This window comes from Cupriavidus sp. GW821-FHT07C08, assembly GCF_059419025.1.
Genome location: NZ_JBWKQZ010000039.1, coordinates 42,514 through 56,580 on the forward strand (window position 1 = coordinate 42,514; position 14,067 = coordinate 56,580).

The following is a 14,067-nucleotide window of genomic DNA, read 5'->3' on the forward strand; positions in this document are numbered from 1 at the left end:
GCCGATGCCGATGGTAAGCCCAAGCCATACAGGGAATGGTTCTCGATAGTGCACCGATATCGCCTGAGCCTGCCGCCTCTTGACATGGGTCAATCCCATGTGATCTAATCAATCCTGCATTCAGAATTGGGGCGACGCCCATGCCAACCTGCCTCCCGGGCAAGGTGGATCGCGAAAGCGAATGTGGCTCTGTAAAGAGCAACCAATCGGGTAACGCGTCGACCCTCCTTCAAGGAGGGTTTTATGTTTTCTGCACCAGGAATTCCGCTCGATACGATCGAGGCTTATCGGGAAACCCATTATCACGTCGGTGAAGGCCCATTGGCGACGCTGAAGGTGGGAGAGTTCTGCTCAGCGCTTCTTGTCTTGCACCGGGCCGCCGAGGTGGATTGCAGCGGGTTCATCACCGCGTGCAATCCATTCAGTGAGCAACTGGACGACTCAGCGAACACGCAGCGCCACGCCGCCCTCGAACAAACCTTGCGGCAGCGCGGATTCACCATTCTGTCAGGGGTTGGCCAACATCCCTCCAATGCCTGGCCAGGTGAAGCAAGCTTCCTTGTTCTTGGCCTGTCATCGAGCGAAGCACGGCAACTGGGCGTTGAATATGGTCAGAATGCCATCGTTTGGGCAGGTGCCGATGCTGTGCCCGAGCTGGTTCTTCTTCGCTAGATCAACACACGTTCGACAACGGCGTCTTGCTTGTCCCATCGCGACTGTCCTCGCAGACGAGGAATGCCGATGGTGGAAGCGCTCCGACCGACTGGAGAGTAGCGGCCGTAGTATGCGTATAGGCGTCATATCACTGCATCAACTTTGACACCCATTTTCATAAGAGACACGCCCATGGCACTAATTTGGTGTGAAGACGAAGTTTCCATTGAGAAACTTTCGCAGCATCTGAGCGATAGCGGTTTCTCGATGCAGGCGCCGGACCCGGATCGGATCGAATTGCGCACCGAAGGCGGGCTTGCCTATTGCTTGGAAGCTCTGCAGGACCAGAAGTTTTTGCTTCTGCGTGCGTATCTGCCACTGCGGGCTGATGCAAGTCGAGACGAAAAGGTAGCTTACGCGCACGGTCTGAACGGCCATATTTTTTTGCCGTCGTTCCGTCTCGATGACGATGACGACTTGGGTGTGTCGTATGTGCTGCCTTACCAACACGGATTGATTGCCGGCCAGTTTGCAGGCATCGTGCGTCGATTCGGGGCCATGCTCGACTTCTTGGTAAGAAAGCAGAACGACGATGAACTCATCGATTTTGACAAGTACAGAAGGGAAGCGGCATCGGCCTTGCTCAATTGATGCAAAGCCGAGAGTGTTGTCCCCCGCCCCATACCCGGCTTGCTTGCACACAGGAGGATAGGCATGTCCATCCGAAATGGTCTGTTTTCCTCGGAATCCGTTTCCGAGGGTCATCCCGATAAACTTGCCGACCGCATTTCCGACCGCATTCTCGATGCCTTCCTGGCGCGCGATCGTCACGCTCGGGTTGCCTGCGAGACGCTTCTCGCAGATCAGTGCGTGATCGTTGCTGGTGAGTTTCGGACCAAAGATTCGGCTGACTATAGCGCCGTGCGCGAGTCCGCCGAGGGCCTCGTGCGTGAGGTATTGTACGAGACAGGGTACACGAATGCCGAGACGGGCATTGACCCGCAGCGCTGCGAGATCCAGATTCGCTTCAACGGGCAATCGCAGGACATCAATCAAGGTGTCGATCGTGCGGATGGCGTGCTCGGCGCGGGAGACCAGGGCCTGATGTTCGGATATGCGACGGACGAGACGCCGGAGTTCATGCCCGCACCAATCGTGTATGCACACCGTCTCGTTCGACGGCAGGCAGAAGTGAGGAAGGTCGGCACGTTGCCTTGGCTGCAGCCTGATGCGAAGTCGCAGGTCAGCTTCCGCTATGTCGACGGTCAACCGACGCGAATCGAGGCCGTCGTGCTCTCGACCCAGCACGACGAAAACATCGCGCTAGAGGAGTTGCGCGCCGAGGTGTGGAAGAACATCATTGCGCCGGTTATCCCTGAACACCTGCGCGATGGAAACCTGCGCTGCCTGATCAATCCGACGGGACGCTTCGTGACGGGAGGCCCAAAAGGGGACGCCGGGTTGACCGGCCGCAAGATCATCGTGGACACATACGGCGGCGCAGCGCCGCATGGCGGGGGCGCTTTCTCCGGCAAGGATCCTTCCAAGGTAGATCGCTCGGCGGCATACATGGCCCGCTTCCTGGCAAAGCAGGTCGTGTCCCGTGGTTGGGCGCGGCGAGCCCTTGTGCAGGTCGGTTACGCCATCGGCGTGGCTGAACCGATCAGCTTCTCCGTTGAGACATACGACACCGAAGCCTCCGGCCGGCGCGACATCGCCGCTGTATTGGCGCAGGAATTCGACCTGCGGCCGCAAGGGATCATCGAAACCTTGAACCTGCTCCGCCCCATTTACTATCCAACGGCGTCGTACGGCCACTTTGGCCGTGAAGATCTTGACCTGCCCTGGGAAGCCGTGATCTAGCGCCCCAATCCGCATCGCTCGAGTGCCTTATGGGACATAGCCGACCGGCAGGCGCCGGTCGGCTCAATCTAGGATCTTATGACGACTGCCATCAAGAACGAAGCGCCAAACCAAGCCGCGAACGCGGCCGACCTAAGTACGACCAGCCGCTATCGCGGTTGCCTGCTGGGCGGCGCTGTGGGGGACGCCCTGGGGGCGCCGGTCGAATTCATGTCGCGTCAGGAAATCCTTGGCGCGTTCGGGCCTGATGGAATTACCGAATTCGCACCGGCCTACGGTGGCATTGGCACCATCACCGACGACACACAGATGACGCTCTTCACGGCGTCGGGACTGATAGGTGGCTGGGTGCGGGGCGTCACGCGCGGCATGGGTCGACTCGAAGGCCCGGTCGCCGGCGCGTACTTGCGGTGGCTGCAAACGCAAGAGGTTGAGCCCACCTGCGATATGACCCCCGGCCCCGGTGGTCCTGGCTGGCTATTCGCGCAGAAGGCACTGCACAGTCGGCGCGCGCCCGGCAATACTTGTCTATCGGCATTGCGCGACATGGAGCGCCGGGGCATCCCCGCGAGCAACAATAGCAAGGGCTGCGGCGGCGTGATGCGCGTCGCGCCCGTCGGCCTGTTCACACTTCGGTGGCCTTCGATGCGATCGCCCAGGCATGCGTTTCGCTTGGGCACCGCACTCGCTGCACTGACACATGGGCACCCGACCGGATCGTTGACGGGAGGCGTGCTGGCCGTACTCATCTACGAGTTGGCGAATGGGGCCACGCTACGCGCCGCGCTGGCGGTCGCCAAATCCAACCTGATGCAGCATGCTGGCCACGAGGAGACCTTGCAGGCAATCGAGCACGCTGAGACATTGGCGGCTTCCAAAGTGTCGCCGGCTAACGGCGTCGACAGTCTTGGCGAAGGATGGGTTGCGGAGGAGGCCTTGGCCATTTCCATATACTGCGCGTTGATTGCCCAGGACTTTCGTCAAGGGGTAATACTGGCTGTGAATCACGATGGCGACTCGGATTCCACGGGTGCCATTACCGGCAATCTGCTAGGGGCCCAACTCGGCGTGGAGGCGATTCCGCCCGAGTGGCTCGAGCAGCTTGAACTACGTGATGTTATAGCGGAACTCGCCGATGATCTGACTCAATTCCCTTCCTGGGACTTTGGCAATTACGCTGTCGACGACGCGTTTGCCGAGCGCATCTGCAGGAAGTATCCGCCGCACTGAAGACGGCTATGGGGTTCTGATAATCCGACATCACCACTGCCTGCACGAACTGGAACTGGTGCCTCTTTCTTCGTCTGGCACTGTTATCGTGGTTGTCCAGCAATGTCTGTTCGTTAACAGGAAACGATCAGTCGTCACGCGTCTTACCGCTTCGTTACGCGCACCCCTTAAAATAGACAAAAGTCCCAACGGCTCAAGGACATGACAACAAACGAAGCGTTTTCCCGGGTGCTGATCGACGCCCTGCTGGCGGATCAGGGTTGGAAGACCACCGACCCGACGCAGGTGCGGTACGAGGTGGTGATGCCGGACGGCACGCGTGCCGACTACGTTCTATGCGACCGGCATGGGCGTTCGCTGGCTGTCGTCGAAGCCAAGCGCTTCACGACGAACCCAGCAGACGCGGCGGCGCAGGCGAAGCGCTACGCGGAGCACATGAAAGTCCCGTACATCTTTCTGACGAACGGCGCCGAAGTCCTCTTTTGGGAATGGCAGCAGCAAGCCTATCCCCATCCGGTGAAGACGTTCTTTAAGCAAGACGACCTCGAACGTCGCGTTGCGAGCCTTACCGTCCGCAAGGACCTGCTGTCCGTGCCCATCGACCTGAAGATCGTGGAGCGGGATTACCAGACTAAGGGCATCGACACGCTCTGCGGGGAAATGCAGCAGGGCCGGCGCAAGTTGCTGGTCGAAATGGCCACCGGAACCGGCAAGACGCGGACGGCAGCCGCCCTGATAAAACGGCTCTTCGAGGCCAACGCGGTGACGCGCGTGCTGTTCCTGGTGGACCGCATCCCACTGGCAAAGCAGACGGAAGACGCGTTCGCGGAACACCTGCCGGACTACCCGGCCTACGTCCTGCGCGCGGGGCGCCGGTTCCAGGACGAGAAGCGGATCACCGTGACGACGTTGCAGAGCATGATCAACGTTTACACCGAGTATTCGTCCGGCTACTTCGATCTGATCATCTCGGACGAGTGCCACCGCAGCATCTACGGGCAGTGGTCCGGCGTTCTCAAATATTTCGATGGCGTGCAGATCGGCCTGACGGCCACGCCCTGCGTCGCCAACCTCGACGACGCGCAGGCCGACGAGGAAGACAGACAGTTCGTGCGGGACACGCTGCGGTTCTTCGAGGTCGATAAGCCGACCTTCTCGTACAAACTGAAAGACGCTATTCAGGACGGCTGGCTCGTGCCATATCAGGTCTACGCGGCGAAAACCGTGAAAACGGCTGCGGAAGGCGGGTTTGAAGTGCATCGCAAGGATCTCGACTGGTCCGCGATGGACGACGAGACCTCCGCCGAGTTTGAGCAACTGTTTGCGAGCCGCGACCCGATCGTGATCGACCCGGCCGCGCTTGAGCGCCGTTTCACGATCCCCGAACGCAACCGCGCGATCGTCCGCGAGTTCCGCGACGTGTTGCAGAACGGCTTTACGGACCACAAGGGCGTGCTGCGGATGCCGCTGATCGGCAAGACCATTGTCTTCGCCGTCAACAAGAAGCACGCCGAGACGTTGGCGAACCTCTTCGACGCCGAGTTCGCGGACAAAAAGCCGTCGCCGGACGTGCGCATCGCCGATTACGTGGTGTCGGGCGCAGGGCCGGACGATACGGTCGACGCGATGGCGAAGATCAAGCGATTCAAGAAAGAGCAGTTCCCGCGGATCCTTGTGTCGGTCAATATGCTCGACACGGGTTTCGACTGCCCGGACGTCGTGAATCTGGTGTTCGCACGTTTCACGCGTTCCGCGATCCTGTATCAGCAAATGCGCGGTCGCGGCACCCGCAAGGCGAAGAACAAGCCGGTCTTCACGATCTTCGACTTCGTGGGCGTGGTGGCGTACCACGGCGACGAGGATGCGGTCGGCGAGGGCGGCATCGTGGTATCGAAGACGCCGCAAACGAAAAAATACGAGCCGACACGCCTGCTGTCGCTGGACGTGGACGATCACATCGACCCGACCACGCGCGAGTGGATCACCATGGACGAAGACGGTAACATGCAGTTCCCGGAGGCCTCGCAGCAGCGCGCCGAAGAACTGGGCGCCCGCTTCGAAGCGTGGCGGTTGCAGCAAACCGTGACGGCAGAACAGGACCGCTGGCTGCGCATCCTCGGCGCGCAGATCCGCGCCAATGCCGACGGCCTCGACGAGGTGTTCCCCGAACACTTTGCGCTTTTTCACACGTTCTCGCAGATGGGGGGGGTGCGCGAGGCAGAGCGGGTCTTCGGATCGAGCGAGGCAATACAAAACCTCATCACCTCACTCAACGCCGCGCTTTTTCCCATCGACGATTCGAGCGCTCCTGACGCGCCAGGCGACCAACCGGTCGCGCACTAACATCAACTATACGCAAGGTACAACCTATGCCATTAACGCCGAACATGCGGCGGTCGATTGACCAGATTCGAGATTACCTATTCGGTGGCGGTTATCCGGATCCGGTGTCAAACGCGGAACAACTGTCGTTCCTGTTTTTCTTCTACCTGATTGAAAGCATCGACACCGAGAACGCGCAGAAAGCGCGCGTTCTGAAACGCCAATACCAAAGCCTGTTCGCCGGCGAGTGGGCCGTCAAGAACCCGCTCAATGCCGACGAAGACAAGGACACCATTCCGCGCGACCGCTTCAAATGGTCGGTGTGGGCGAAGGCAATGTCCGGCGAAACGCTCGTACGCTTCCTGCGCGACGAGGTGTTCCCGTTCTTCGCAGAAATGGGCGAGAGCGCAGCGCACAACTTCATGGACGGCGCACGACTGAACATCACGGATCCGACCGTCCTGACGCAGGTGATCAACCTTGTGGACGGTTTACGGCTTGACGCGGCCGACGCCGACACGAAGGGCGACCTCTTCGAGCATGTTCTGCGGCAGATCAAGCAGGCCGGCGAACTGGGTCAGTTTCGCACGCCCCGGCACGTGATCCGGCTCATCACCGAAATGGTGGATCCGAGAATCGGGGAAACCGTCTACGATCCGGCGGCAGGGACAGCCGGCTTCCTTGTTGCCGCCTACAACCACATCCGTGTGGCGAACTCGTCGCCCAATGCGATCGAGACGGTTGAGATGGACGGCAAGCAGCAACGGCGAGGGGCGGGCGACCGTCTGTCGATCGCGCAAAACACCGCTCTGCAGAACGCCACCTTCTACGGGAACGACGTCGATCCGAAGATGGTCCACCTCGCGACGATGAACCTGATCTTGCGCGGTCTGCCCAACGTGCGGGTACGGCTTCGGAACGTGCTGACAACGACCATCGAGCGCGAGCAGAAGGAAGCGCTGGGTCTGCCGGAGGACGGCTATCACGTGATCCTCGCCAACCCACCCTTCGCCGGTCGGGTGGACAAGGACCGGGTCGTCGAAGACGTGAAGGTCGGTAGCAGCACGGCGACCGAACTGCTCTTCTTGAAATACATGATCGACAGCCTCCGCCCCAGTGGCCGATGCGGTGTCATCGTCCCGGAAGGCGTGTTGTTCGGTTCGACCGGCGCGCACAGGGAACTGCGGCGCCAACTGGTCGAGAACAACTGCGTCGATGCGGTCCTGTCATTGCCGGGCGGTGTCTTCCAGCCATATTCCGGCGTGAAGACGTCTGTGCTCTTCTTCCGAAAGGGTGGCCGAACGGAGAACGTCCTGTTCATGCACGCGGACAACGACGGCTACAAAATGGACGCGAATCACGACGTTCCCATTGAGGCCGACGACCTGCCCAACCTGGCGAACGTGTTCCGCGATCGGGATGCGAAGCTCACCGAGTGGCAGAACCGTGGCGAGGGGAATGAGTGGGGGGCGAAGTGGTGGTTCGCGGACGAAGCGACACTCCGCGCCAATGAGTTCAAACTGTCGGCGGGGCAATACCGCCCGCAGAGCCACACGGCCGTTGCGCATCGCGATCCAAAGGAACTGCTCGACGAACTGGCGGCGCTAGAAAACGAGATCGTCGAGGAAGTTCAGGCACTAAGCACGGCGTGGGCGGAGTTCGTTCGATGACCACCCAGCCGTTGCGAGACCTATGCGCCATCCGGCACGGCGGCACCCCAAGCAAGGCAAACGCCGCCTTCTGGCTGGGCGACATTCCTTGGGTGTCGCCAAAGGACATGAAGAGCAGCCTGATTCAGGATGCCGCGGACCACATATCGACGGAAGCGATCGAGAACTCAGCTACGAGCCTCGTTCCTGCGAAGACGATTCTCGTGGTCGTGCGTTCCGGAATCCTCGCGCACACGTTGCCCGTGGCTCAGGCGGCACGCCCCCTCGCGTTCAACCAGGATATCAAGGCGCTGACGCCTGACGCTAGCAAGATCGATCCGGACTACGTGTACTGGTTCCTGCGCGCACGCGCTGCATTCACCATCCAGCAAGGCGTCAAGAAAGGCGCGACCGTTCATAGTTTGCGGTCGGGCTTCCTGGAAAGCCTTCCGGTCCCGATGTGTTCGGAAGCAAAGCAGCGCGAGATAGTCGATTTGCTTTCGCGGGCGGACGGCATTGTGCGACTGCGAAGAGACGCGCAGCGCGTTGTGGCGGACCTTGTGCCTGCGACCTTTGCGGGGATCTTTGGTGATCCGGCGACCAATCCGAAGGATTGGCCGATGTCCACGCTCGGCGACGTCATCACGGCGGCGGACTACGGTAGCAGCGCGAAGGCGTCCAGCGAGCAGGTCGGCTTGCCGATGATCCGGATGGGCAACGTGACCTACGCAGGGGATCTCGACCTCAGCGATCTGAAATATGTGTCTCTTCCGCCTGAGGAAATCGACCGGTTCAAACTGCTCGAAGGCGACATCCTGTTCAACCGTACCAACAGCAAGGAGCTTGTCGGCAAGACAGGGCTGTGGGACGGTTCGACCGATGCCATCCTCGCCTCGTACTTCATCAGGCTTCGTGTGGACCGGACGATCGTGTCACCGACATACGTGTGGGCGTTCATGAACTCCGCACACATGAAACAAGTGCTTTTCGCGACGGCGCGCGGTGCGATCGGCCAATCGAACATCAATAGCAAAGAGTTGAAGGCGTTTCTCGTTCCCGTGCCGCCTGAGCACTTGCAAAAGACGTTCGAAGAGCAATGCCAGGCGCTCGCCGATCTGGCGGCGCAGCAGCGCAGGTCGCTCGAGAAAGCCGAGGCGGCGTTCCACGCTCTGATGGCACAGTGTTTCCCGGCCTAGGAAGGGTTCAACCCATGACACCGTGGGCGGCACAAACACCGGACGACCATCAAGTATGAACACCGCCTTCTACGCCGGGCTCACCAGCCTGAACCTGCCGCCCGACCAGGACGAGGTCGACCTTGGCCAGGGTCTCGTCCTGCGTCGCATGTATGCGCACCTGATGAGTTCGTACACGATGGCGTTCAACCCGCCCGAGGCGCCTGGCAAGCACCACCCGGCACCTTGGAAGGCGACGACCCGCCACGACGGGTTCGACGTTCACGCGGAACTGGTCATCCCGAGCGGTTACAAACCGCCCGGAGACCTGACGTCGTACGACGTCGCGCGCACGATCACGAGCTTGCTGCGGCTTTGCGTTGATCCGACCATCCGGTTCCTCGTGCAATCGACGCATTCCCTCTCCAAGGTCGCGTCGATCCCGGATCAGGAGATCCGGATCACGCCCGTCGAATCCACGAAGCAATACGTCGAACTGGCGCTGGTGAACCCCGGAAAGGACGCGGCGCACCTCGACTGGGTGCGCAAACACTGGGTGAACGCGGTCTCCCTGATGGCGTCGCATGCGGACTTCCGCCTGGCGATGGAAGCGTTCGAACTGTCCACGTTCGTCCCGCACCACGCGCTGACGCTCGTGTCGCTGTGGGGCGCGCTCGAAGCGCTGTTCTCGCCCTCGACCTCGGAACTGCGGTTCCGCGTGTCGGTGCTCATCGCGTCGTACGTGTACCCGCCCGGTGAAGCGCGGCTTGCCCTGCAACGCGATATTTTCGACCTGTATGATAAACGGTCCGCCGCGGCGCACGGAAAACCGAAGCACAACACGACGCACCTCGTTCAGACGTTCAACATCCTGCAACGGGTGCTTATGCGGATGATCGAAGAGAACGAGGTCCCCAGCAAGACGGCGCTCAACAACATGCTGCTGGGCGCACCGTAATCGGATCGGCGCCACGCGCCGCGGCTTTCCCAGCCCTGACGCACAGGTCCTCCCGCCCCTTAGCATCGTCCGTGAGCGCCGACCGGCGACGGCCGGCCCGTCTTGAGAACGCCATCCGGCGCGTCAGAGAGCACAACCCGTCATCGAAGCAGGAAAGCCGTGAAATCGCAGCGGACCTGTTTGCCCCGGGGATTCAATTGCGTTGCAGTCAGTGCCCGGACGCGATATAGCGGCACGAGCCATAAAGCCGCAATCCTCTCGTAACGTCTGCCTGACTGTTTGTAAGCTGGGGACGACGCCCCAAGCGAAAGTCCCGGGGGTGAGCAACCTAGGCCGGTCGAAGACCGAGTTTGGTCGACGTCTTTTACCGACCCGTTACTGCCGCTCATCTCAGGGCGGCCGCACCGTCGTGTTTTAAGACTCAGCGGCCATTCGCCGCGAATGTTGCGGGCCGGTCCACTCTGTGTTCGCCGACATCCATGTTCATCAGCGGCTGGCTCAGGTGCGGCGCGCAGCCGTGGATCGGTGGTGTTAGCGACACTAAATCAGACTGGCGGTATCGATATTCTTTATTTGATTTTTGAAATCCAATTCAAAGGAGCGCCTGACTTTATCCAAGAACTTATTCCTCCTCGATACCAGTAGACGTTCTGATAACCCAGACGGATGGCTCGGAGCGCGCTGTTATAACTCATCCAGCATTGGCTGTGATGGCAATAGAAGACTAATTCAGTACGTTTGTTACCATTGGTCAGATGGTTCAAATCTTTTTCTAACCGCTGTTGAATAGCGTCAGTGTACCCGCCGCCATCAGATGAATAACTCAGATCCACTGCGCCAGGTATGCCGGTGCTTCCGCCCATCGACGAGATAATGATCGGTGGATGCAAGGTATTCATCTTGGCCGTAAGTTCAAGCGTGCCGACCACGTTTCCACCTGGGATGTTCATCGGTGTTTCACCGCCAAAATTGGGACCTGCATGCAGGGATGAAGTCGGCGCGATGCGGGTGGCTGGGAAATCATCTTTAATTAATGAGGCGCTATCGGTTTGGTAGGTATGTTGATAGTATTTATTGAAACCCTTGCCACTTTCCACAAGATTCATGAACTGCCGGGAAACGCCGTCAACACGACTGTTTTCATTGACATGGAACAAGTCGCCACCCACAACAATTGCATTCAGTTTACGGATGACCATTGTGTCATCACGTTTGGCGAGTTCCTCGAGATTTATCTTTTCACCATGCTTCAATGTCCAGTTGTTTTTTTGAAGTATGGGTCTGTCGCAGTCATTGATGCAGGCGATTCGAGCCTCGTCGGTACTTCCGACGAATTCATAGGTTTCGTCGAAGCCCCGCATCCAGAAGCCTAGTTTATCGGGATTGTCTGAAAATGGGCTCGCGTCGGGAGTTCTTCCTGCGGCTCTTCGAGCAGTTTCGAGCATTTTGAGGCTTAGGTAGACGTTGTCAGTGTAGAGACTTTCGACTTGCTCTTGAAAAGCCCGCATGACGGTGGAAGCACCAGGGGTCGATTGGTATTCCTCTCTGATTCTTTCGAAATATGCATTCTGGCTCAAAAGACTCTCATTGCTTTTTAATAGAGGAGACTCTATTTCTCGGTACTTTTCATACATCAATTTCTGAAATCTTTGGCTCCCTAATAATTGTTTTTCTGATTTATTTTGAAAGCCTCCCCAAATATTGACTGCCACGCCCAGTAACTCAAAGCGCGAGCTTGCCTGATTCCATACCAGCAGCGGCCCTCCTGAGTCTCCATACCAGGTATGACAGTCATGGGAAAAAGCGATATTTCTGGTTGTTTTCGAGTATACGTGTCGATCGATGTCCAGTACACAGGTCTTGATTGATGGCGCAAGGAAACCCAGACGATTCGTGGAGAGTCTGAGCAAATCACCGGGATAGCCAATCAATGCAATCTTGAGTTGGCTGGTATTCGATAGGCTCATGCCATCCGCGAATTCCAAAGGGGTGACTTGGCTTTGTGGCTTGTGTTCCAGCTTTAATACGGCCCAGTCTTCATTGTTGTTTTTGACGTAGGAAAGCCATTTGGCAGATATCGCTTCTCTTTGCGAGGAAGAGCGCTCGATTATCACTTCAACCGGCTCTGTTTCCCGGCTCGCGCAGTGGCCGGCAGTAACGACAAGTGAGGAGCTCAGGACAAAAGCGCCACTGCAGGAACCCTTGACTCCCTTGACTCGGACTATGGCGTCATATGGATGCCTGCTGAAGTCTGTGATGAACTTGCGATCTTCCTTTATGCCAATTTTCTCCCACAAAGAGGGAACGGGCATCAAACCGTGATCTGGAATTGGGAAGGGCGAGATTTTATCAAGACTGGCCATGTTAGATTTTTGAACATAACCAACCAATCCATAAACATATTGACGATTTGGCCGATATCCTCGTTTCTGATTGAGGAAATTCTCTACCGATTCATCATCGATGTTTTTGTAGTAACTAAAAATGTCTGGATAGTGCTCACGACTTGCGGCAATAACAGCGAGCCAACCATCCCTTCTCGAATCACGAGCATAGATGAGTCTAAGACTACCGATGTCGTGTATGATTGGCGAGCTTTCGTCAGGATTTAAATGCACATGCAAAGGTTTCAGATTCAAATATCTGGTACCTGGTGCATGGCGAAATCCCCAGGGGATGTCTTCTAAAGCATAGTCTAGATTATCAAAAAAGGCTTCCCCTCCGTACTGATTCTGACGGGGTGAACCGTCAGGTTCCATAATCGCTGCGGCGATTTCTGCCCAGCGTTTTTTTTCCGCAATACCTTCGGCATGATCCATGAGACGCCAGGCGCGCTTTATATTTCCTGCTGCCACTGCCTTTCTATACCAAGGAAATGCCTCCTCCCGGTATTTTTCCTTCAAGCAAGAGTCGTAGTAGGTGTCGCCGATTTTTACCATCGCTTCGGCATCGCCTGCGGCGGCCATCGGCTTGAGTCTGGGAACGTCACGGGAACTCTCTACCCACTTTCTGGCCTTCGCAGTGTCAGTAGCAACGCCAAGCTGACCAAGATAGAGACAACCGTATGCTTCAGCAGCTTGGCTGGATATTTTTCCGGCTCGTGCGGCTCTGGACAACCACTGCTCTGCCGTGCGGTTTCTGAACGGTAATACGGGAGTATCTTTGAGTCCGACTCCGTCAACTGGTGCGAAGTGGAGGTAGGCTAAGCCTAATCTTTCCGCAGCCTGGGCGTCACCTTTCTCAGCCTCCATTTTAGTTTCACGCAGGTCATTCTCAACTTCCCACCAATAAACGACTTTTTCATTGTCTTTTGCAATGTTGCCAACACCGATTGCATAGACTTCTCTCAGTTGCTTGGCGGCCAATCTTCGAACGTCAACATCTTCGGAAGCCTTAGACAGTAGTTCAACGCCACGCTTGGCGTTGAGTGGGATTTCCTTGGCAACTTGTTCCTGTTGCAGGCGATGAAGGTAAGCCAGACCCAAGATATACGCTGACTGGCTGCTTCCTTGCTCTTCGGCTTTGCCCAGCCACTGCATTCCTTCCCTAACGTTGACCTTCACCCCTTTACCTAAAAGCAAAATTTGGCCGGACTTGGCTTGCGCCTCGGCATTTCCTCCCCTCGCCAGCGGGAGATACTCTTCCAGTGCAACCTTGAAGTTGCCTTCGGCATAAGCGTGGGCGGCTTCCTTTATTCCCGCGGTCGCGGGTAAGGCAAGGCTGTATATGGCCACTAAGAGCAGGCTCGAGAGTCGGCGTGGATTAATCAATTTTCGATCTCAATGAGAAACTTTATGTAAGGTTACCCAAGGCGCATCATATGTAGTCAAGGTCCCCCTTTTTCATTCTCTTCCCATTGGCGATCCACGCGTTGACGTTGTTTTAGGTGGTTTGTTGCTTAACCGCAAACAATTTATAAGCTTTCCTATGTGAGTTATCGCACCGATATTTCGCTCGTGACTCCCCGTCATCCGACCGTGACGAACTCGCACCAATCCGTTGCCGCGTCCCAAGACGGCGGCTATAAGCTGGGAGCACGACCGGCGTTATCCGGGTCAATGGCCGCTTCCGTGTCGGACTTGGACTTTTGAATGTCCGGACTGACGGATCGCGGCCCGACCGCTTTTGTTAAGGATTGTTTGATGTCTGCCCTCGTCTGCAGGACTGTGAGAGGCCGTGGCGCCCAGTGGGCAGGCGTCGAACAATCCTCGAGGGA

The 14,067-nt window shown here is 57.7% G+C and carries 9 protein-coding genes and 1 riboswitch; of the genes, 8 read left to right on the forward strand and 1 reads right to left on the reverse strand.

Annotated features, from left to right (window positions below; genetic code table 11):
- Positions 1-111: 111 nt before the first annotated feature.
- Positions 112-216, forward strand: a riboswitch (SAM-I-IV-variant riboswitch).
- A gap of 27 nt (positions 217-243) precedes the next feature.
- From AC07UK_RS34355 to AC07UK_RS34390, 8 genes are all read left to right on the forward strand, one after another.
- A complete protein-coding gene (locus tag AC07UK_RS34355; protein WP_494687880.1) occupies positions 244-672 on the forward strand; it encodes a DUF3293 domain-containing protein in 429 nt (142 codons plus the stop codon).
- A gap of 174 nt (positions 673-846) precedes the next feature.
- The gene (locus AC07UK_RS34360; RefSeq protein ID WP_494687881.1) at positions 847-1,305 is read left to right on the forward strand and encodes a YbjN domain-containing protein; all 459 of its coding nucleotides are present in this window, start codon (positions 847-849) and stop codon (positions 1,303-1,305) included.
- A gap of 63 nt (positions 1,306-1,368) precedes the next feature.
- On the forward strand, positions 1,369-2,517 hold the full coding sequence (gene metK / locus AC07UK_RS34365) for a methionine adenosyltransferase (RefSeq protein ID WP_494687882.1): 1,149 nt from the start codon (positions 1,369-1,371) through the stop codon (positions 2,515-2,517).
- A gap of 78 nt (positions 2,518-2,595) precedes the next feature.
- Positions 2,596-3,747, forward strand: a complete 1,152-nt coding sequence (locus AC07UK_RS34370; protein WP_494687883.1) for an ADP-ribosylglycohydrolase family protein — start codon at positions 2,596-2,598, stop codon at positions 3,745-3,747.
- A 201-nt stretch (positions 3,748-3,948) separates the two neighbouring features.
- Positions 3,949-6,090 (forward strand): DEAD/DEAH box helicase family protein, encoded by a 2,142-nt coding sequence (locus AC07UK_RS34375; protein WP_494687884.1) that lies wholly within the window; start codon positions 3,949-3,951, stop codon positions 6,088-6,090.
- Positions 6,091-6,116: 26 nt separating this feature from the next.
- Positions 6,117-7,739 (forward strand): class I SAM-dependent DNA methyltransferase, encoded by a 1,623-nt coding sequence (locus AC07UK_RS34380; protein WP_494687885.1) that lies wholly within the window; start codon positions 6,117-6,119, stop codon positions 7,737-7,739.
- Positions 7,736-8,914 carry a restriction endonuclease subunit S gene (locus tag AC07UK_RS34385; protein ID WP_494687886.1) on the forward strand — a complete coding sequence of 393 codons (1,179 nt, stop codon included), beginning with the start codon at positions 7,736-7,738 and terminating at the stop codon, positions 8,912-8,914. The genes AC07UK_RS34380 and AC07UK_RS34385 overlap by 4 nt, the downstream gene beginning before the upstream one ends.
- Before the next feature lie 55 nt (positions 8,915-8,969).
- On the forward strand, positions 8,970-9,851 hold the full coding sequence (locus AC07UK_RS34390; RefSeq protein ID WP_494687887.1) for a hypothetical protein: 882 nt from the start codon (positions 8,970-8,972) through the stop codon (positions 9,849-9,851).
- 569 nt (positions 9,852-10,420) lie between these two features.
- On the opposite strand, the gene AC07UK_RS34395 is transcribed toward AC07UK_RS34390, so the two are convergent.
- Entirely contained in the window at positions 10,421-13,621 is a 3,201-nt protein-coding gene (locus AC07UK_RS34395; RefSeq protein WP_494687888.1) for a trypsin-like serine protease, read from the reverse strand.
- Positions 13,622-14,067 lie beyond the last annotated feature (446 nt).

Excerpts from the sequence above, each read along its gene's own strand:
- AC07UK_RS34355 (WP_494687880.1), top strand. The coding sequence starts at position 244 with ATGTTTTCTGCACCAGGAATTCCGCTCGATACGATCGAGGCTTATCGG.
- AC07UK_RS34360 (WP_494687881.1), top strand. The coding sequence starts at position 847 with ATGGCACTAATTTGGTGTGAAGACGAAGTTTCCATTGAGAAACTTTCG.
- metK (WP_494687882.1), top strand. The coding sequence starts at position 1,369 with ATGTCCATCCGAAATGGTCTGTTTTCCTCGGAATCCGTTTCCGAGGGT.
- AC07UK_RS34370 (WP_494687883.1), top strand. The coding sequence starts at position 2,596 with ATGACGACTGCCATCAAGAACGAAGCGCCAAACCAAGCCGCGAACGCG.
- AC07UK_RS34375 (WP_494687884.1), top strand. The coding sequence starts at position 3,949 with ATGACAACAAACGAAGCGTTTTCCCGGGTGCTGATCGACGCCCTGCTG.
- AC07UK_RS34380 (WP_494687885.1), top strand. The coding sequence starts at position 6,117 with ATGCCATTAACGCCGAACATGCGGCGGTCGATTGACCAGATTCGAGAT.
- AC07UK_RS34385 (WP_494687886.1), top strand. The coding sequence starts at position 7,736 with ATGACCACCCAGCCGTTGCGAGACCTATGCGCCATCCGGCACGGCGGC.
- AC07UK_RS34390 (WP_494687887.1), top strand. The coding sequence starts at position 8,970 with ATGAACACCGCCTTCTACGCCGGGCTCACCAGCCTGAACCTGCCGCCC.